At 72.8% G+C, this 19,273-nt stretch carries 13 protein-coding genes; 8 read left to right on the top strand and 5 right to left on the bottom strand.

Annotation, left to right across the window (positions count from 1 at the left end):
* Positions 1–123: 123 nt before the first annotated feature.
* The gene (locus AWX74_RS33360) at positions 124–372 is read right to left on the bottom strand and encodes a DUF6158 family protein (RefSeq protein WP_006539984.1); all 249 of its coding nucleotides are present in this window, start codon (positions 370–372) and stop codon (positions 124–126) included.
* A gap of 567 nt (positions 373–939) precedes the next feature.
* Here AWX74_RS33360 and AWX74_RS33350 point away from each other — a divergent pair.
* On the top strand, positions 940–3,285 hold the full coding sequence (locus AWX74_RS33350; RefSeq protein WP_091284794.1) for an Hsp70 family protein: 2,346 nt from the start codon (positions 940–942) through the stop codon (positions 3,283–3,285).
* Positions 3,286–3,419: 134 nt separating this feature from the next.
* Positions 3,420–3,947, top strand: coding sequence for a large conductance mechanosensitive channel protein MscL (mscL, locus tag AWX74_RS33345; RefSeq protein WP_091284793.1), 528 nt, complete (start codon positions 3,420–3,422; stop codon positions 3,945–3,947).
* Between the two features lie 289 nt (positions 3,948–4,236).
* Here the strand turns inward: mscL and AWX74_RS33340 are convergent, their stop codons facing one another.
* The gene (locus tag AWX74_RS33340) at positions 4,237–4,662 is read right to left on the bottom strand and encodes a hypothetical protein (RefSeq protein ID WP_226931091.1); all 426 of its coding nucleotides are present in this window, start codon (positions 4,660–4,662) and stop codon (positions 4,237–4,239) included.
* Between the two features lie 726 nt (positions 4,663–5,388).
* On the opposite strand from AWX74_RS33340, the gene AWX74_RS33335 reads away from it, so the two are divergent.
* The 3 genes from AWX74_RS33335 to AWX74_RS33325 are packed head-to-tail and all read left to right on the top strand — an operon-like array spanning position 5,389 to position 10,939.
* Entirely contained in the window at positions 5,389–6,210 is an 822-nt protein-coding gene (locus tag AWX74_RS33335) for an ABC transporter ATP-binding protein (protein WP_091284789.1), read from the top strand.
* Positions 6,207–8,150, top strand: coding sequence for a sensor histidine kinase (locus AWX74_RS33330; RefSeq protein ID WP_091284787.1), 1,944 nt, complete (start codon positions 6,207–6,209; stop codon positions 8,148–8,150). The genes AWX74_RS33335 and AWX74_RS33330 overlap by 4 nt, the downstream gene beginning before the upstream one ends.
* 32 nt (positions 8,151–8,182) lie before the next feature.
* Positions 8,183–10,939, top strand: a complete 2,757-nt coding sequence (locus AWX74_RS33325) for an ABC transporter permease (RefSeq protein WP_242666532.1) — start codon at positions 8,183–8,185, stop codon at positions 10,937–10,939.
* Positions 10,940–11,293: 354 nt separating this feature from the next.
* Here the strand turns inward: AWX74_RS33325 and AWX74_RS33320 are convergent, their stop codons facing one another.
* From AWX74_RS33320 to AWX74_RS33310, 3 genes are all read right to left on the bottom strand, one after another.
* On the bottom strand, positions 11,294–11,713 hold the full coding sequence (locus tag AWX74_RS33320) for a response regulator (protein ID WP_091284783.1): 420 nt from the start codon (positions 11,711–11,713) through the stop codon (positions 11,294–11,296).
* A gap of 49 nt (positions 11,714–11,762) precedes the next feature.
* Positions 11,763–12,473 carry a response regulator transcription factor gene (locus tag AWX74_RS33315; protein ID WP_054568250.1) on the bottom strand — a complete coding sequence of 237 codons (711 nt, stop codon included), beginning with the start codon at positions 12,471–12,473 and terminating at the stop codon, positions 11,763–11,765.
* Positions 12,474–12,570: 97 nt separating this feature from the next.
* Positions 12,571–13,503 (bottom strand): hypothetical protein, encoded by a 933-nt coding sequence (locus tag AWX74_RS33310; RefSeq protein ID WP_131799603.1) that lies wholly within the window; start codon positions 13,501–13,503, stop codon positions 12,571–12,573.
* A 205-nt stretch (positions 13,504–13,708) separates the two neighbouring features.
* On the opposite strand from AWX74_RS33310, the gene AWX74_RS33300 reads away from it, so the two are divergent.
* The 3 genes from AWX74_RS33300 to AWX74_RS33290 all read left to right on the top strand — a co-directional run bounded on the left by AWX74_RS33300 (position 13,709) and on the right by AWX74_RS33290 (position 19,113).
* Positions 13,709–14,404, top strand: a complete 696-nt coding sequence (locus AWX74_RS33300) for a response regulator transcription factor (protein WP_054568252.1) — start codon at positions 13,709–13,711, stop codon at positions 14,402–14,404.
* Positions 14,405–14,417: 13 nt separating this feature from the next.
* Positions 14,418–16,574 (top strand): sensor histidine kinase, encoded by a 2,157-nt coding sequence (locus AWX74_RS33295; protein WP_091284777.1) that lies wholly within the window; start codon positions 14,418–14,420, stop codon positions 16,572–16,574.
* 262 nt (positions 16,575–16,836) lie between these two features.
* Entirely contained in the window at positions 16,837–19,113 is a 2,277-nt protein-coding gene (locus AWX74_RS33290; RefSeq protein WP_091284844.1) for an ArnT family glycosyltransferase, read from the top strand.
* Positions 19,114–19,273: the final 160 nt, after the last annotated feature.

Below are 19,273 nucleotides of genomic sequence, written 5' to 3'. Positions count from 1 at the left end.
AGCCGGTCCTTTTCTGGCCCGGCCTCCGACCCGGCGCTTCTCTGAGCGGGCTCCTTCGGTGAGCCGCCGCCGGTCGCGGGTGCGGGTGCGCATCCACCGGCGGCAGCCCGTCGAGGAAACGCCCTAGGCCGGAACTCCGGCCGCCCGGCGGCGGCCAGCCCTGGTCCTGCGTGGATCCGGGCTCGCCGCGTCCGGGAAGCGGCGCAGGTACTCGCGCTCCAGTTCCAGCATGCGCTGCGTGTGCGTTTCGAACGCGTCCTCGCTGCCGGTGAGAAACGTGTCATGCCTGGTCAGGTGCAGATGGCGCACTTCGCGGACGAGATCGGCGTCGGTCAGTTCGGGCGCGGGGATTCCCTCGGGGCGATGGCTCATGAAGCACCAGTACCCGCGTCGGTCGCGGGAAAGCCCAGTCGGGAAAGCCGGCCGGACACCAGCCCGGGAATGAGATCCGGGCCGGGCGGCGGTGGCACCGGATCCGGCAGCGGGCCGGGCGGCACCGGATCGGGGTCGGGCCCGGGCAGCACCGGATCCGGACCCGGCCCGGGAGGTGCCGGATCAGGCCCCGGGCCCGGCGGCACCGGGTCGGGCAGTGGCCCGGGTGGAATGGGATCGGGCCCCGGGCCGGGCGGCCTGACCGCGCGCCGAGGTTCCGTTTCCGCCGAGATCGCGATGTGCATGGCTGAAACCTCCCTAGGATCGCCGACGCTGCGCGCCGACGTCCCGCGACGAGGTGATCTCCCTTGGTCGCGTACCCAGTCGAACGGGCCGCACACCCGGCCCGCCGAACCACTCGCGCAGGTGCGTCGCTACGATTCCCGGAAGACCTGGGTCATCTCCGGACATCACGCCGCACGCGAACGGTCGGCCTCCGACCGACGGTGAATCATTCGCCCGGCGTTCCGGGCAGCTCGGGCCGCGACCGTCAACGGGAGGGTGCCGGTGGGAGAGCCGATCCTCGCGATCGACTTCGGCACCTCCAGCGCGTCGGCGGCCCTGGTGGTCGACGGCCAGGTCACCGCGATCCGGGAGCCGGCGAGCGGCGCCGTCGCCTGGCCTTCGTCCGTTCTCGCCGACGGTGACTCCGTCGTCGTCGGCACGCTGGCGGAACGCCGCAAGCGGATCTGGCCCGGCGCCTACCACGGCGGCATCAAACGCGGGCTGACCCGCAACGCCGCCATCGTGCTCGACGGCCGCAGCCACGCACCGGCCGCGCTGGTCACCGCGGTGCTGGCGGCACTGCGCGCGGAGGCCGAGGCCCAGCTCGACGGCACCGCGCTGCACCGGGCGGTCATCACCGTGCCCGCCAGCTACGACCCGGCCGGCCCACTACGCCGGGCGATGATCGCCGCGGCCGAGGAAGCCGGTTTCGTCGACGTCGACCTGCTCGCCGAGCCGGTGGCGGTCGCCTGGGCGCCGCTGGGCAGCGGTGGCCCGCGGCCCGGCGACCTGGTGCTGGTGTACGACCTCGGCGGCGGCACGTTCGAGGCCGCACTGCTGTTGATCGGCGAGGCCGGCCGGCACGAGCTGCTCGGGCACAGCGCACTGCACGACTGCGGCGGCCGGGACTTCGACCAGCTGCTGTTCGACGAGATCCTCGGCCACTACGGGCCCGGCCTGGAGCCGCTGCTCAACCCGAGCGGTGTCGGCGAGGTGTTCCAGACCGCCGCCAGCCGCACCCGCCACGAGCTGCTCGACTTCGCTCGTGCGGTGAAGCACCAGCTCACCGACGTCGCGTTCGTCGAGGACGTCTTCAGCCCCGCCGGTCTGCTCGTCAGCCTGGACCGGGACCGCTTCACCAAGCTGGCATCCCCCACGCTGGCCCGGACGATGGCCTGCTGCCAGCATCTGCTGGAGTCCAGCGGAGTGTCGCCGGAGAAGCTCGACGGGGTGCTGCCCGTCGGCGGCGCGTCCCGGATGCCGGTGGTCACCGAGATCCTCGCCGGGCGGCTCGGCGTCGGCACCGACTGGCCGGCGCAGCATGTCTTCACCGCGCCCGACCCGGACCAGGCCGTCGTCCTCGGTGCGGCGTCCTGGGCGGCCACGGTGTCGACCCGCCGGATGGTCGCGGCCCGGCCCGATCCGGTGGTGCAGCCGGCTCGCTGGGACATTCCGGGTGGGCGGGCCACGATGGTGCGCTGGCTGGTCGAGCCCGGTACGCGGTTCGACGCCGGCGCGGTGCTCGCTCGCGTCCGGCTCAGCGACGGCGCCCTGTTCGACCTGGCCTCGGAATCCCCCGGCAGTCTCGTCGAGACCCACGCCGAGCCCGGTGCCTCCGTCCGGGACGTCGACTGGCTCGCGACCACGCTGCCGTCGGCTCCGACGCCGGTCGGCACCGCACTGCCCGCCGACCTGCGCGGCTTCGAACGCACCAGCCGCCCGTCGAGACACGTAGAGGTCACGTCCCGACTGACCCTGAGCGGCCACGAACGCGACGTCACCTGCGCAGCCTTCTCCCCCGACGGCCAGTTGCTGGCCACCACCAGCAAGGACGGCGCCCGGCTGTGGGACGCCGGCACCGGCCGCGCCGCCGGCCAGCTCAGCGGCCGGCGCATCTCCGGCCTGCACGGCTGTGCGTTCTCCCCCGACGGGCGCCTGCTCGCCACCACCAGCTACGACAAGACCGCGCGGATCTGGGAGATCGCGACCGAGAAGCAGACCCTGACCCTCAACGGCCACAAGGGGCCCGTCTACGGCTGCGCGTTCTCCCCCGACGGCCGCCTGCTGGCGACGGTCAGCACGGACCGCACCGTCCGGCTCTGGGGTGTCTCGACCGGCACCTGCATCGCCACTCTCGCCGGGCACCGCGGTTCCGTCTACAGCTGCGCGTTCTCCCCCGACGGCCGCCTGCTCGTCTCGGCCGGCGCCGACCAGACCCTGCTGTGGGACGTCACCAACGGCGAAACGGTGCACCACCTCGACGGGCACACCAACTACGCCAACGGCTGCTCGTTCTCCCCCGACGGCCTGCTGCTCGCCGCGACCAGCAACGACGGCACCCGCCTGACGGACACCCCGACCGGCTCGACCACGCTCACGCTGCCCGGTTCGGCACAGAGCTGCGCCTTCTCCCCCGACGGCCTGCTGCTCGCGACGGCGAGCACCGACGACACCGCCAAGCTGTGGGACGTCGCCACCGGTACCGCGGTGGCCACCCTGACCGGGCACACCAGCACGGTCATGGCCTGCACGTTCGCCCCGTTCGGCCTGGTGCTGGCCACCACGAGCACCGACAAGACCGCCCGTCTCTGGGACATCTCGTACACACCGGACGCCACAACCCGCTGATTACGCGATTCGGGTGGAGAGCTGGCGATTTGGTCTCTATCAGCCCCCTATAACCTGCCGACGGCAGACATACGGGGAACCGGGCAGGTCAGCCTGCGGCCGGGCCCAGCAGCGAGTGGTGCGGAGGAGCGGGCATGTCCGGATGGCAGAGTGCGGCGAGCAGGGGACGCGGTGTGGTCGAGACCCCCACCCGGCTGATCGGCCCGGGACTGCGGGGCTTCAAGCAGTTCCTGATGCGCGGCAACATCGTCGACCTGGCCGTCGCGGTCGTCATCGGCACGGCGTTCACCGCCGTCGTCAAATCGCTGGTGGACAACATGTTCACACCGCTGATCGCCGCCATCGGCGGTGAACCGGACTTCTCCCAGCTGCACTTCAAGATCAACGGAAGTGTCTTCAACTACGGGCAGTTCCTCAACGATGTGATCTCGTTTCTCGTCGTGGCCGCGGTGATCTACTTTGTGATCGTTCTGCCCATCGCGAAGGCGAACGAGATGCGGCGCCGCGGTGAGCCGCAGGCGAAGGCGGACGAGCCGGCGGTCAGCGACGAGACGCGGCTGCTCACCGAGATCCGTGACCTGCTCGCCGCGGGCAACGGCCCGGCGGGCGGCGGTATCGGCCCGGCGGGTGGCCCCGCCTACCCGCCGGCACCGCGGGCCTGACCCGGAGCCCTGCTCATTGGGACGGTCCCGCGCCGACACCGGTCCGCGCCGCCCGTACCAGTCACGCAGAACAGCGCCGCGCACAGTACCGGCGATTCGCCTCAAGCATGACAAAAGGGGCGCGAGATCGTCTGGCGAGTCGCAAGAAAGAAGGATTTCGGTCGTCGGTACAACCAAAATCGTTCACCCTTGCGACTCGCCAATGCGGGCTACCGGGCGCTCGGATGTCCGGGCACAGAACAGCAGGGCACGACAGCGGGTTGGGGTAGCCGGTCAGCGCGGCGGCGGGTCAGGCGTCGTAGCCCGGCTCGTCGCCGGGGCACTCCAGCTCGAGATCCGCGGCGACGCCGGCGGGCACGAGGCCGCAGCCGACCTCGTAGCTCCCCAGCTGGACCAGCTCCCACCCCGTGGCGCCGCGGTGCAGCACACCCTCGGCACGGTCGACATCCGCCACCACGGGAACGAGCTCGACCCAGGCCCAGGACTGGTCGGACCGGGCCAGGACGGTGCCCACCACCTGGTAGTTCCCGGGCGCGACGGCTGCCGTGAGCGAGCTGCCGCGGACCGCCTCGGCGATCACCGTGGACTCGCTCGACGACGGGGTCACGGTTCCCGGCCCGGCGGCCGCCGCGGTCTGGACCTCGGCCCGCGGGGCGGACACCCGAACGGCCGGGGCGGAGCCCGACGAAACGGCGAACGCTGTGCCGACCGTCACGGCGCCAGCCGCCACCACAGTGGCAGCGGCGACGGCGGGACGCGCGGCACGCGCGCGGACAGATCCCTCGGGACGCACGGACCGGCGGGGCGAGGCGGGGCGGCGGTGGCGAGCCATTGACTGCACGTACCCAGTCTGCGCAGGTAAAGCCGCCAAATCGAGCGAGTTTCCGGTCAGGCTGACGACAGACCACATCCGACCCACAGCACACGAACCATTCCCCTTGCGACGCAAGGTCTTTCTCGGCATGAGGGGACACCGACCAGCTGAATTCGCACCGGCGGCAACGGCACTCGGACCGCCGCCGGACGAGCAGTCCGGCCCTTGACGGCACCCCCGGACCGGGGCTCGGACCTCCCGGGCCTCACCGACGGCACCGTCTCGCCCACTCGCCCACTCGCCCGCGCGCTGCGGCGCGAGGCCGGGGCTGTTTCCAGAGAAAACCTGAGGCTCCTGGTCGTGACGACGACGAAGATCCTCAGATCTTGCTCCGAGGCAGGCGGCGAAGCAGGCGGCACGGGGCAGCGCGGGCGGCCTGATCCACAGCCACGTCGATGATGCGGGGTGACGCCAGTACTCCCTCCGGCGGTCGGCCGGAACACCCGGCCACCCGGAACCCAGGATGGGTGTTCCCCCGCGGGCCGGCATCGGGTGAAATGAGCAATCTGACGGGCGTCCGAGGACAGGAGGCCCGAGCATCGCTGCGAGGGTGAGGGGGGCGGACCGGTGTCAGACGCACCTGCCACACCGCAGGCGCCACAGAGCTCGCCGATCTCACCGATCTCGCAGGTGCCGCCGCGGCCCGGCCTGGCCGATGCCCGAACCGGCGGCGCCCGAGCCGGCGGCGATGCCCGAACCGGCGACGCCGCCGTCCTGTTACGTTCCGTCTACAAGACCTTCGCCGCCGACACGGCACCGGTGCACGCGCTGCGTGGCGCGGGGCTGACCGTCGCGCACGGCGAGTTCGTCGCCGTGATGGGTCCGTCCGGGAGCGGCAAGTCGACCCTGCTGAACGTCGTCGCCGGCCTCGAGCATGTCGACGACGGCTCGGTGACCGTCGCCGGGATGTCGCTGGCGTCGCGGTCCGAGGCCGATCTGGCGCGGTTACGCCGGCGCCACATCGGCATGGTCTTCCAGTTCTTCCACCTGCTGGAAACCATGACGGTCGCGGACAACGTCGTCCTGGCTGCCCGGCTGTCCGGCGTCGGCCGGCGGGCGGCGGTGCGCCGCGGGCACGACCTGCTGGATCTGCTCGGGCTGCTCGAACGCGCCGACTCGCTGCCCGGCACGCTGTCCGGTGGCCAGCGCCAGCGCCTGGCGATCGCTCGGGCGCTGGCCAACGAGCCGACCGTCCTGCTGGCGGACGAACCGACCGGCGCGCTGGACTCGGCCGGCGCCGCCGAGGTGCTGGACCTGTTCACCCGCCTGCACCGGCGCGGCCAGACCATCCTGATGGTCACCCATGACCATCAGGTCGCCGCCGGCGCCGAGCGCATCGTGACCATGCGCGACGGCCGGGTGTCCGAACGGCCCGGGGCCGGCGCATGACGGGCCCGCATCGGCAGCTGCTGTCGGCCGCGGTGCTGACCGCCGCGGCGGTGACGGCGACGTGCGCCGTGCCGCGGCTGCTCGGTGGCGCGGACCCCGCCTGGTCGGTACCGGTCTCGGTCGACGCGGTTCTGCTCGTCGCGGGGGTGGGTGCCGGCGCCCTGCCGTGGGCGCGGCGGCGGTCGGAGCGGCTGTTGATGATCGCCGCGGATCTCGCCTGCCTCGCCGGGATCGCGGCGCTGGGCCTGGTCGCCGCGATCGCCGTGCTCGGGCATCGCCCGCTCGACGGCGGGGACGACTTCACCGGGCCGGTGCTGATCGCCACCGCCCTCGCCGCGATCACCGCCACGCGCGCACGGACCCGCGCCACGAATGTGGTCCTCGACGTGGTCCGAGGAGCCCGGTACGAGCCGGAGGACGTCCTGCGCAGGTTCGGCGAGGACGCCAGCCGGGGAGCCGACCTCGACGAGACGCTCAGCGGGCTCGGCGAGGCGCTCCGACGCAGCCTCTCGCTGCAGCGGGTCGAGATCTGGACCGGTGCCGCCGGACGGCTCACCGCGGCGGTCGTGCTTCCCGAGGGCTCCGGCGGACTGCCCGGCAACGATCCGGCCACGGATCCGGGCACGCCCGGTACTTCAGTCACTCCCAGTACTTCAGTCGCTCCCGGCGCTTCGGGCACGGATGCGGCGCGATCGGGTCCGAGTGGTGGCTACGGCGAGGACATCCGCCTCGTCGAGGTGGGCTCGACGATCACACTCACGGTGAGCGACCGCGTCGCGCTCTCCCGTACCCGGGTGGCCGGCCCGGGCTGGTTGTCCCTGTGGGTGCCGGTGCTCGCCCGAATGCACGAGCACGCCCAGCTCCGGGTGATCCCGGCGCGGGCCGGCGGAGCCCTGCTCGGCATGATCGTGGTGCGCAGGCCGCTGGAGGCGCCTCGTTTCTCCGAGCCCGAGGACCGCATGCTCGCCGAGCTCGGCACCCGGCTCGGCACCGTCCTGCACAACCGGCAGCTGGACGCGAACCTGCGGGACGCGCTCGCGGACCTGCGCCATGCCAACGACGAGCTGCGAGTCTCACGGGCGCGCCTGGTGGCGACCGCGGACGCCGAACGCCGGCGGATCGAGCGGGACCTCCACGACGGGGCCCAGCAGCAGCTCGTCTCGCTGGCCGTCGGGCTCCGGCTGGTCCGTGACCTGGTGGCGGACAGTGCCGACAGCACGGACGGGGCCGACGGCGCCACCGGTACCGGTACCGACGCCGACAGCGCCGAGAACGCCGCCCGCCGCAACGAGGACGTCGCCGCGGCCGACGAGCTGCTCGCGGCCATGGCCGAGCAGGTGGCGGAGACCATCACCGAGGTCCGCAACCTCGCCCACGGCATCTACCCACCGCTGCTGCGTTCCTCCGGGCTGACCGAAGCCCTGCGCGCCGCCGGCCAGCGCTCGACGGTCGGGGTCACGGTGCGGGCCGACGAGATCGGCCGGTACCCGGCCGACATCGAGGCCGCCGTCTACTTCTGTTGTCTGGAGGCGCTGCAGAACGCCGCGAAGCACGCCGCGGAGTGCTCGGTGGAGCTGGTCCTCGCCGAGCGGGAGGGCGCGCTGACCTTCAGCGTGCAGGACAACGGCGCCGGGTTCGACCCGCGACGACTGGAACGCGGCCACGGCATGACCAACATGGCGGACCGGATCGGCGCCATCGGCGGGACCCTGCGCTGGGAATCCGCGCTCGGTGCGGGCACCCAGGTGCACGGCGTGGTTCCGGTCTCGATCTTCCGGGGCGACGCCGGCGACGGATCATGGCAGCCGGCGGATCTCCGCGGGTCCACGGCACCCGGCCAGTCCACGGATCCCGCGCGAGCCGGGGGTTCCGAGCGACCCGGGGGTTCCGTGCGACCCGGAGATTCCGCCGGGCACCCCGAATCAGCGGTTCCGAGGTGATCCCTGGTACCGGAACGCACCGCGGTGCCGAGGTGAGAGGCGTTCTGGGCGCCGTCCGGATGATCGCGCGCGACGAGCTGCGCCGGCGCTGGCTCGCGCTCACGGCGCTTGGCGTGCTCCTCGGCCTGGTCGTAGCGATGGTCACGGGCACGGCCACGCTGATCCGCCGCACGGCCACGGCACATGATCGTCTCGAACGCGCCTCCGCAGTGCCCGATCTACAGGTCACCAGCTACCTCCGCCACGATCCGGGCCTGGCGGATCGGGTGGCGGGCGTCCCGGGCGTCTCCGACTCTTGGACGACCGTCGGCGCGGTCGGGCGCATCGAGAACCGGGCGTCGGTCTCCTATCTCGGCCTGATCGGTGACACCGGCGGACCGCGGGAGCTGTACAAGCCGGTCGTGGTCGAGGGGCGCGCCTACGACCCACGGTCACCCGACGAGGTGCTGCTCGACGAACGTGCGGCCGCGTGGTGGGGTTTCGGTGTCGGCGACACCATCACCCTGCGCCTGCTCACTCAGTCCGACTACATCAGTTTCGACACCGGGTTCGGGACGCCGGGCGGGCCGACCCTGAACCTGGTCGTCACGGGTCTGACCCGCACGGCCGGCGAGAACGCGCAGCAGATGCCCGTGATGGTCACGCCTGCGCTCGCCGAGAAGCTCGACGCCGTGACGACCGTGGTCATGCTGCGGCTGGAACCCGGGCCCGAGGCCATGGGCGCCGCGACCGCCGCGCTGCGGCGCCTCGGCCAGAGCCTGAGCACCGACCCGCTCGCCCGGGAGTTCCCCACCCTGCAGGTCTCTCGGCCGGCGACGGACGGAGACGCCCGAATCGCGGCGACCCAGCGGGTCCTCATCACCGGGCTGATCGTCTTCGCCGCCGTCGTCGGCGTGGCCGGGCTCGCAGCCAGCGGCCAGGCCTTCTACCGCCATCACGCCCTCGGTGCCGGGACCCAGCACATCGAGGCGATGCTCGGCCTGCCCACGCTGGGGCGGGCCGGTGCCCGGACAATCGCGGCGCTGCCCGCCGCGGTCGTCGCCGGCACGGTCGCCACGGCCGGGCCGCTGCTGGCAGGCCGGCTGGAACCGCTGGGGCCACTCGCCGGTATGGAGCCGCACCCGGGCTATGCCGGGCACACCGCGCTCACCTGCCTCGCCGCCGCGGCTGGAGTCATCGCGACTGCGCTGCTCGCCGCCACAACCGCGGTGCGGGCCGGTCACCGGCCCGCCCGGCTCAGCCGGGCGAGGCCGGCCGGCCGAGCCGCCCGCTTTCCGGGCCGAGCGGGGCTGTTTCCAGGCCAGTCCGTGCGGTTCCCGGGCCGGCCCTCGGCCGGCACCGGCACCGGCACCGGCACTGGCGTCGGCGTCGGCGTCGGCGGCGTCGGCGTCGGCGTCAGTGCGAGTCCGGGTTCGGGCCGGCCGGTGGGTGCCGTGCTCGGCAGGCGTTCGTCGTCGATCAGGCGACCGATCTCGTCGGCGACCCACACCACCCGCGGCGTGGTGGGCCGGCGGGGCCCACTCTGGCTGTGGCTCGGTACCTCGTTCGCGCTCGCCCGGGGACAGGACCGTCCGGTCGCCGCCCGCCGCCCACCGATCACCGGCACGGCGATCGGCATCACCGCCCTGATCGCCGCCGCCACCATCGCCACCAGCATGAACCGCCTGGTCGACGATCCGCACCGCTACGGCCGGAACGCGGACCTGGAGGTCACCGACGCCCGACCGAAGATCATCGCCCAGCTCGCCGAAGACCCCCGGGTCGCCGCGGTCAGCATGCTCGACGTCTCGACGGCGACAATCGAGATCGACGACCAGGGGCACGCGCTTCCGTCACCGGAACCGGAGGTGGCCAGCGGCCCCGGCGACGCCGGTCCGGGCGCGATCGGCCGCGGGGACGTCGCCCCCGGCGAGGACGTCACCGTCTACGCGCTCTCCGCCAAGCCCCTCCCCGCCAAACCGCGCCCCGCAGCCGGCACGGCTGCCCGCACGGCTGCCGGCCCGGAGGTCGGCCCGGATGTCGGCTGGACGATCTTCGAAGGTGCCCGGCCAACCCGGACGAACCAGGTCGCCCTCGGCCCACGCACGGCAGGCCACTTCGGCCTCGGAATCGGGGACCATCTCAGCGTGGCCACGAACACCGGTGGACATGCCCAGCTCCAGGTCGTCGGCATCGGGGTCGGCCCGGTCCTGGGCGGCGAACGCCTCGGCGAGAGCATGCTCGTGGCACCGGACATGCTGACCCGCATCCAGCGGACCCAGCCGATGCGCAGCGCGCTGGTCCGGGCCATCCCGGAGACGGACCCCGCGACCTTCGCCGCGACGCTGGGAACCGAATACGAGATCGACACCGGGCGGGCCCCCGGCGAGGTGGCCAATCTCGGCGGCATGGGCCGGCTGCCCGCGATGCTGCAGACCGTGCTCGCCGCGCTCGCCGTCGCCGCGGCCGGCCACGCGGTCGGGACCACCTGCCGCCACGCGCGGCGCGAGCTCGCGATCCTGCGCACGCTCGGTTTCACACCGGCCCAGACCGCCCGGATTCCGCTGGTCACGTCCTGCGTGACAACCGCGCTGGCGGTCGCCGTCGCTGTTCCCCTCGGTCTGTTGCTCGGACGTCTGGCCTGGTGGGAGATCGCCACCGCCACCGGCGTCGCCACCAGCCCGGCGGTCCCCGTCAGCCTGCTCGTCGCACTGCCGCCGGCGGTGATCCTGATCGGCCTGGTCCTCGCCGCGCCACCGGCGTCACGGGCCGCGCGGCTGCTCCCCGGCGCCCTGCTGCGCCGTGAGTGATCCGGGCACGGCCAGACCTGGATCCCGAGCTTCGGACGGCCGCAGGCTCGCATTTCACGAACGCGGCCGGACCTCCACCTTCAGGAGCCCGAGAGCCGGGTAGCCCCGGTAGCCCAGTTTGGCGAGTCGCAAAAGTGAACGATTTTGGTCGTTCCAACGACCGAAATCCTTCTTTCTTGCGGGTCGCCAGGCGACCCCGTGCCGCTTTTGCCCGCTCGAGGTTGGATTCGCCGGTGCGGCGCGGCGGCGCGGCACGGCGGTGCGGGATCCTCGACGGGTGGCCGGGCAGGCGGGGTTCGCCTCCGTGAGCACGGCTGCGCCAAGCCCATGCTGGTGCCCCGGATCCGTCGCGTCTCAGATCTGGGCGGGAGCGGGTGCGGGTGTGTCCGGCGGGCCGTCCGGACCGTGGCGGCGCCAGATGTCGCGCAGCACGCTCGGCGCCAGGTCCTCCTTGCACAGGTAGTCCAGGCCGCTGTCCGCGACGGCGGCCGGCAGATCCGTCCGGACGTATGTCGAGCACAGGACGACCACCGTGCCCGGCGCGTCCTGTTGGATCCGCGACCCGGCGACCACTCCGTTGATACCCGGCAGGTTCACGTCCATCAGCACCAGGTCGGGGCGCAGCCGCGCGGCGGCGGTCAGGGCGTCCTCGCCCGTCTCCGCCTCACCGGCCAGGACGAAGCCCGCTGCGCGGCGGAGCACCGCCCGCACGGCCAGCCTGAAGGGGCGCTGGTCGTCGACGACCAGCACGGAGACCGCCGGGGAGGAGCTCATGTTCGTAGTCTCGCCGCAGCGGGCACCGGCGCCCAAGGGTGCAGCCATGTCATGACGTCGGTGTGGCTACCTTCCCCGTCGGCCCGCCGGCCGGGTGGTTCCCCGAATGCAGAAAGAGCAGAACCGCCTTGACCCGCCGGTTCAGATCCGGCTCATCGGTCAGGCCGAGCTTCGCGAAAATCGAGTTGCTGTGCTTCTCCACCGCGCGCTCGGACAGCACGAGCGCGGCCGCGATCGCCGCGTTGCTCCAGCCCTGCGCCATGTGACTGAGCACTTCCAGCTCCCGGGGCGTCAGCCTTTCCAGCTCGCTGGGCTGCCTGCGCGCGCTCGCGGCGACGAGCCCCTCGACCACGGCCGGGTCGATCACCGACTCGCCGGCCGCGACGGCGCGGATGGCCCGCAGCAGGTCGTCCACCCCGGCCACCCGCTCCTTGAGCAGGTAGGCGCGACCAGCCGATCCGCCTTCCAGCAACGCCAAGGCATAGGTGGCCTCGGCGTGCTGGCTGAGCACGACCACGCCGACCTGCGGCCGCTCGCGGCGCAGCCACCCCGCGACCTTGATGCCCTCGTCCGACCGGGACGGCGGCATCCGGATGTCGGTGACCACCACGTCCGGATCATGGTCGAGGACGGCCTGCTCCAGCGACGGGCGATCGGTCGCCGTGCCGACCAGCTCCAGGCCGTCCGCCCGCTCGATAAGGGTCGCAAGACCATGCCGGAGCAGGGCATTGTCCTCAGCGAGAATCACACGAACGGCCATTGGACTACTCTAGGCCCGCCCAGGTGCACACAAACAGCCACGCGAACACGGCTGGTGCCCGAGAACGTGACCCCCTTGCGACAGTGGGCGGTGCCGATCAGGCGGCCGCGACCGCCGTTCCCGTCTCGGTGCCACCGCGTCCCCGCTCGGTGAGCTCGGATGTCGGGACAACCGTGACCTGCTGCGCGAGCGGACCTGTCAGACCGGGTGGGACGGGGCCGCCGCCACGGTCAGCGGTGGAATCCGCCTGACTCGAACCGCTTGGATCGCTCGATCCACTCGAACCGCCGCCGGGAACCAAGCCCTGACCGGTCGTCCCGCCCTGCTGCTGGCCTTGCCCCAAGCCCTGGCCCTGGCCCGAGAACTGACCGCCCTGGCTGGGGAACTGGCCCTGGAACTGGCCACCCTGCCCGGTCGAGCCCTGGCCACCCTGCCCGGTCGAGCCCTGGCTGCCCTGGCCGGTTGAGCCCTGCCCGGTCGAGCCCTGGCCACCCTGGCTGCCGGTGCCGCCGAGCTGGTTGGTGAACTGCCTGCCACCACCGAAGCCGCCGAAGCCACCGCCGCCCTGGCTGTCCCCGAGGCTGCTGGCGTTCACGGCGGCCGCCCCGCCGACACCGAGAGCGATCGCGATGGCCCCGGCCACGAGCGTGCGGCCCAGGCCCCAGGTGCGCGGCCCCGCGGATTTCGCCGACGCGGGCGGCACCGGACCGGCCGCGGCCCCCACCACCGGCGGCGGGCCGTCCAGGCTCGAACCACCCATGCTCGCCGAGCCCGGGTTCGGGGCCGGCCAGGCCCACTGGCCCGAGGTGTGCCACGGCTCCGGCAACGGCGCCGCGATCACCGGCGGCGCCGCGGGCGCGGGTGGCGTCACGGCCCCTGGTGGCGTCACGGGCAACGGTGGCGTCACGGGCAACGGCAGCTGCGCGGGCTGGAACAGTGCCGGAAGCTGAGCCTCTCCCCCGACTGACGGCGAGGGCGGCCCACCGGCTGGCGGGGACGCGGGCGGGTCGGTCGGACCGACATGACTCATGTCCGTGCTCCTCGTCCCGGCGGGTCAGGTGCCGCGCCGTCGGGAAGGAGAGTTCGCCGTGAACCTGTGAGTGGCCTGTGACGATGCTAGGTGCCGGATGTGTGATCGCACCGGCCGCTCGGCGTCCCGCAGAGGAGCGAAGGAACACAGCCAGTACACAGATGATCTTCAGCAATCCCACAGGAAGCGGTCGCATTCTGGCGACATGCAGCCGTCGAGCCCCCGCATCCTTGTCGTTGACGATGAGAGCACCCTCTCGGAGCTGCTGTCCATGGCCCTGCGGTACGAAGGCTGGGAAGTACAGACCGCCCCCGACGGGCGCGGCGCACTGAAGGTCGCCCGAGATTTCCGCCCCGACGCGGTGGTCCTCGACATCATGCTGCCGGACATGGACGGCCTCGAGGTGCTCCGCAAACTGCGCGCGGAGAGTCCGGACGTGCCCGTCCTCTTCCTCACCGCGCGCGACGCGGTCGAGGACAGGGTGGCCGGCCTGACCGCGGGTGGCGACGACTACGTCACGAAACCGTTCAGCCTGGAGGAGCTCGTGGCCCGGCTGCGCGGCCTACTGCGCCGGCTGCACCGCTCCACGCTCAGCGACGGCGCGGTGCTGGTCGTCGGCGACCTCATCATGAACGAGGAGAGCCGGGAGGTCAGCCGCGCGGGCCAGGAGGTCCGGCTGACGGCGACCGAGTTCGAGCTGCTGCGGTTCTTCATGCGCAACCCCCGCCGGGTGCTGAGCAAGGCACAGATCCTCGACCGGGTGTGGAACTACGACTTCGGCGGGCAGGCGAACGTCGTCGAGCTGTACGTCTCCTACCTGCGACGGAAGATCGACGCCGGCCGGCAGCCGATGATCCACACCATGCGTGGCGCCGGCTACGTGCTCCGCCCGGCGACCTGAGCCGGCCGCCGCAATGACGGAAGCCCCCGCCGGTATCCCCGGCGCGCCCACCCTCAGCCATCACACCCCCAGCCACCACACGGCGAGCCACCACACCGCAAGTCACCACGCCGCCGGGCCCGTCGGCGTGCGGCGGCGGCGCGGCCCGGCCGGCTGGTCGCTGCGGACCCGGCTGCTCGCACTCCTGCTCGCCCTCCTCGCCGTCATGTCGGCAGTGATCGTCCTGGTCACTCTGGTCGCGCTGCGCGGGGTCCTCGTGGACCAACTCGACGAGCGGCTGCACGACGCGGGTGACCGCTGGAACATGGTGGATCCGTCCCTGCGGCCAGCTTTCCTGCCCGGCGTCGCCGGATCCGGCGGCGGTGGCAACCTCCGCCCGGGCGCCAGCACCAGCACGGCCACGCAGTCGGCGTCCGACCAGGTGGGGGAGTTCCTGAACACTCGCCAGGCAGTGGGCACTCTCGGCGCGATCATCGAGCTCCAGGACTCCGTGCCTTTCAGGCCCTCCGTCGGCCCCGAGAACCCACCCACGGCGCTGAGCCCGAACGTCGACGCACTCATCCAGCAGATCAACGCGGCGGTCATCGACGGCGCCTCTGGCGAGACCACCCTGACGGACGCGGACGCCGCCGCGGTGGCGCAGGTTCCGCTGGACGGCAACGCACACACCCTGACGATCGGCGACCACGGCGACTACAGACTGACGGCCCGCCTCTCTGGAGACGGAAGCCGGATCCTGGTCACGGGCCTGCCGATGGACGACGTCGACGCGACCCTGACCAGGACCGCGGCGATCGGAGCGGCCGTCGCGGCGCTCGGTGTGCTCGCCGCCGCGATCGCGGGTGGGGCGATCGTCCGCAGGACGCTGCGCCCGCTGAGCCGGGTGGCGGCGACGGCGGCGCGGGTCGCCGAGCTGCCGCTGCACCGCGGCGCCGTCGACCTTCCGACCCTCGGGCCGGACGTCGACACCGACCCACGTACCGAGGTCGGGCAGGTCGGCGCCGCGCTCGGCCGGATGCTGGGCCACATCGGGGACGCGTTCGACGCCCGGCACGCCAGCGAGACGCGGATGCGCCAGTTCCTCGCCGACGCCAGTCACGAGCTGCGCACACCGCTCGCCGCGATCAGCGGGTACGCCGAGCTGACCCGGCGCACCAGGGACACGGTTCCGCCGGATGTCATCTACGCAATGGGGCGGGTCGAGTCGGAGAGCGCGCGGATGACCGCGCTCGTCTCCGATCTGCTGCTGCTGGCCCGCCTCGACTCCGGCCGGCCGCTGGTCCGGGAGACCGTCGACCTGTCCAGGCTGGTCGTGGACGCCGTCAGCGACGCCCATGTCGCCGCGCCCACGCACCGCTTCGAGCTCGATCTGCCCAGCGAGCCGGTCACGACGACCGGTGACCCCGCACGCCTGCACCAGGTGCTGACCAACCTGCTCGCGAACGCCCGCACCCACACCCCGCCGGGAACCCGGGTGACTGCCCGGCTGACCACCCAGGCCCGACCGGCGCCACCCGGGAGCCTCACACCCCCGGGTGTGCCCGGGCCGCTCGTCTGGTGTGCCGTGCTGCAGGTGATCGACGACGGGCCGGGGATTCCGCCCGAGTTGCTTCCCAAGGTCTTCGAGCGGTTCGCCCGGGGTGACAGCTCACGTTCGCGCGCCGCCGGCAGCACCGGTCTCGGGCTGTCGATCGTGTCCGCCGTGGTCGAGGCCCACCACGGCCGCGTCGAGGTGGCGAGCCGGCCCGGCCAGACCGTGTTCACGGTTCTCCTGCCGGTGGGCACGGCCACCGGCCCCCGCTACCGGCCGAGGCCCGACCTCACGCTCACCACGGGGCAGGAAGCTGACCCGGCCGGCTGGATGCCCGACCTCGCCGAGCACGGGGCCGGAGGGGCCGGAGGGGCCGGACCGGCGTCCTCCCCTGCGGCCGAGCAGGCTGTCCCACCGCAACCCGCCCGCACGACCAGGCCCCTTGCCGAAACCGTCGCCGGGCCCGTTGCCGAACCTGCTGCCGGGCCTGTTGCCACGCACATGTCGGCCGGGACGGAGACTGCGGCGCCGGGCCGTCCGAGCGCGGCCCATCCGGGCGGCGGGCCGGGGCGTGGCCGCCGAGCCCGGGCGAAGGAGATCGTCCACGCTCCCCGCCGGGACCCCCACCCTCACAGGTGACGCACAGGCCGATCACAAGGACCGGAAAGGTCCCCGGCCGAGCCTGATACGTATGCCGAGCTCACCGACGTCGCCACTACCGACCGACCAGGCCGGTCCTCCGGGGGGAGTGGGGGCCGGGCCATGGCCCGCCGCCAGCTCCACCCCGGGTGGTGCCAGCCCCTCGCCCGCCCGACGCGACGGCCTGTACCCGGGCCCGGAGCCGGAGCAGCCCACCTTCCTCTGGTCCAGCGAGGCGACCCTGCCGGACCTGCACCGGCCGGTGCGGCAGGCCCCACCGCCGGACACAGGCTGGGGCTGGGGCGGTGCCGGTGCCGGTACCGGTACCGGTACCGAAGCCGGAACGCCCGCCGACCAGCCCGGCCCGGCTTCAGGTCCCGGCCGGGCTTCCGGTAAGGACGCGGCGGACGGCGGTCGGCTCTCCCGGCTGGTGCGGGGGCGTCCGGATGATCCGCGCTGGGTGCGTCCCGCGCTGTTCGGGCTGCTGGTGGCGACGGCCGTGCTCTACCTGTGGGATCTGGGCGCCTCGGGCTGGGCGAACGCCTTCTACTCGGCTTCGGCCCAGGCCGGCTCGGTCAGCTGGAAGGCGATGTTCTACGCGTCGTCCGATGCGGGGAACGCCATCACCGTCGACAAGCCGCCGGCCGCGATGTGGGTGATGGCGCTGTCGGCCCGCATCTTCGGGGTGAACTCCTGGAGCATCCTCGTCCCCGAGGCGCTGATGGGCGTCGGCTCGGTCGGGCTGCTCTACCTCACCGTGCGCCGGGCATTCCCCGCCGGCGCCGCGCTGCTCGCCGGCGCGGTCCTCGCGCTGACCCCGGTCGCGACGCTGATGTTCCGCTTCAACAACCCGGACGCCCTGCTGGTGCTCCTGCTGATCGCCTCGGTGTACGCGACCCTGCGCGCCATCGAGACCGCCAGCACCCGGTGGCTGGTATGGGCCGGCGTGTTCATCAGCTTCGGCTTCCTGACAAAGATGCTGCAGGCGCTGCTGATCGTCCCGGTGCTGGCGATCGCCTACCTGGCCATCGCCCCGACCCGCTTCACCCGGCGGCTCTGGCAGGTCGGCGCCGGGACCCTCGGCCTCGTCGTCCCCGCCGGCCTGTTCATCGCGATCGTCGAGCTCGTCCCGGAGTCGTCGCGCCCGTACATCGGCGGATCGCAGCACAACAGCATTCTTGAGCTCACCCTCGGCTACAACGGCCTGGGCCGCCTCACCGGGGACGAGACCGGAAGCGTCGGTGGCGGTGGCGCCGGTGGCGGTGGCGGTGGCGGCATGTGGGGCTCCACCGGCTGGGGCCGGATGTTCGGCTCGGAGATCGGCACCCAGATCTCCTGGCTGATCCCGACCGCGCTCGTCCTGCTGGTCGCGGGCCTGTGGGTGACCAGGCGGGCCGCCCGGACGGATCCGGCCCGCGCGGCGTTCGTGGTCTGGGGCGGCTGGCTGCTGATCACCATGGTCGTGTTCAGCCAGATGAAGGGCATCTTCCACGCCTACTACACGGTGGCGCTCGCGCCGGCCGTCGGCGCGCTCGTCGGTATGGGCGCCGCGGTTCTGTGGCGCCGGCGGGAGCACCCGCTCGCCACGGCCACCCTCGCCGGCACTCTGACGCTGACGGCGATCTGGTCCTACGTCCTGCTGAACCGCACTCCCGACTGGCATCCGTGGATCCGCTGGGCGGTGCTGATCATCGGCTTCGCCGCGGCGTTGCTCTTCGTGGTCTTCCGCTGGCTGCCCCGAGCCGCTCGGCTGGCGGTCGTGACCGCGGCCCTGGTCGCCGCGCTACTCGGCCCGCTGGGATATTCGATGGCGACCGCGGCGGTGCCGCACACCGGTTCGATCCCGTCGGCCGGGCCGAGCGGGAGCGGCGGATTCGGCGGCATGGGCGGAGGCGGAGGCCGCGGTGGCGCCGCTTTCGGCGGTGGCCAGAACGGCACCGGCCAGGGCACCTTCCCTGGTGGCGGCACCGGCACGTTCCCCGGTGGCGGCACCGGTGGCTTCCCCGGCGGCACCGGGCAGAACGGCGGTGGCCAGGGCCAGGGCACCTTCCCCGGCGGCGGCACCACGGGCGGCGGCTTCGGCGGCGGTGTCGGCGGGATGGGTGGCGGCGGCGGCATGGGTGGCCTGTTGGGAGCCACCGAACCCAGCGACGAGATCCTCGCGCTGCTGGAGCAGGACGCATCGTCGTACACCTGGGTGGCCGCGTCCGTCGGGTCGAACAACGCGGCCGGCTACCAGCTCGCCACCGGCGACCCGGTGATGGCGATCGGCGGCTTCAACGGCAGCGACCCGTCCCCGACGCTTGAGCAGTTCAAGCAGTACGTCGCGGACGGCCGCATCCACTACTTCATCGGTGGCGGCGGGTTCGGCGGGCAGAGCGGTGGCAGCCAGGCATCGAGCGAGATCGCCGCCTGGGTGCAGGAGAACTTCACCGCCACCACCGTCGACAATGTCACGCTCTACGACCTGACCGCGTCGGCCTCGACCTCGGCGACGTCCTCCGCGTCGGGGAGTTCCTCGGGCAGCTCAAACACCTGATCCGGACTAATCCAGCAGACCTGGAAAAGGCTTGTCAGGTGGCCGGATGGTTCCCTCGTGGACCATCCGGCCACCACGCGTCCCGACCGACTCCTATCCGGGGTCCCCTTGCCCCGCGAGATGAAAAAGATCAGCGTCGTGTTTCCTTTTCGTTCCCCTT

This window comes from Parafrankia irregularis, assembly GCF_001536285.1.
Taxonomy (GTDB): domain Bacteria; phylum Actinomycetota; class Actinomycetes; order Frankiales; family Frankiaceae; genus Parafrankia; species Parafrankia irregularis.
The sequence above is the reverse complement of the archived record's forward strand: the minus strand, read 5'-3'. Positions and strand labels throughout refer to the sequence as shown.

What these genes read in the sequence shown, in the direction of transcription:
- mscL (WP_091284793.1), top strand. Translation starts at nt 3,420, where the DNA reads ATGTCCGGATGGCAGAGTGCGGCGAGCAGGGGACGCGGTGTGGTCGAG.
- AWX74_RS33315 (WP_054568250.1), bottom strand. Translation starts at nt 12,473, where the DNA reads ATGGCCGTTCGTGTGATTCTCGCTGAGGACAATGCCCTGCTCCGGCAT.
- AWX74_RS33330 (WP_091284787.1), top strand. Translation starts at nt 6,207, where the DNA reads ATGACGGGCCCGCATCGGCAGCTGCTGTCGGCCGCGGTGCTGACCGCC.
- AWX74_RS33320 (WP_091284783.1), bottom strand. Translation starts at nt 11,713, where the DNA reads ATGAGCTCCTCCCCGGCGGTCTCCGTGCTGGTCGTCGACGACCAGCGC.
- AWX74_RS33295 (WP_091284777.1), top strand. Translation starts at nt 14,418, where the DNA reads ATGACGGAAGCCCCCGCCGGTATCCCCGGCGCGCCCACCCTCAGCCAT.
- AWX74_RS33310 (WP_131799603.1), bottom strand. Translation starts at nt 13,503, where the DNA reads ATGAGTCATGTCGGTCCGACCGACCCGCCCGCGTCCCCGCCAGCCGGT.
- AWX74_RS33300 (WP_054568252.1), top strand. Translation starts at nt 13,709, where the DNA reads ATGCAGCCGTCGAGCCCCCGCATCCTTGTCGTTGACGATGAGAGCACC.
- AWX74_RS33360 (WP_006539984.1), bottom strand. Translation starts at nt 372, where the DNA reads ATGAGCCATCGCCCCGAGGGAATCCCCGCGCCCGAACTGACCGACGCC.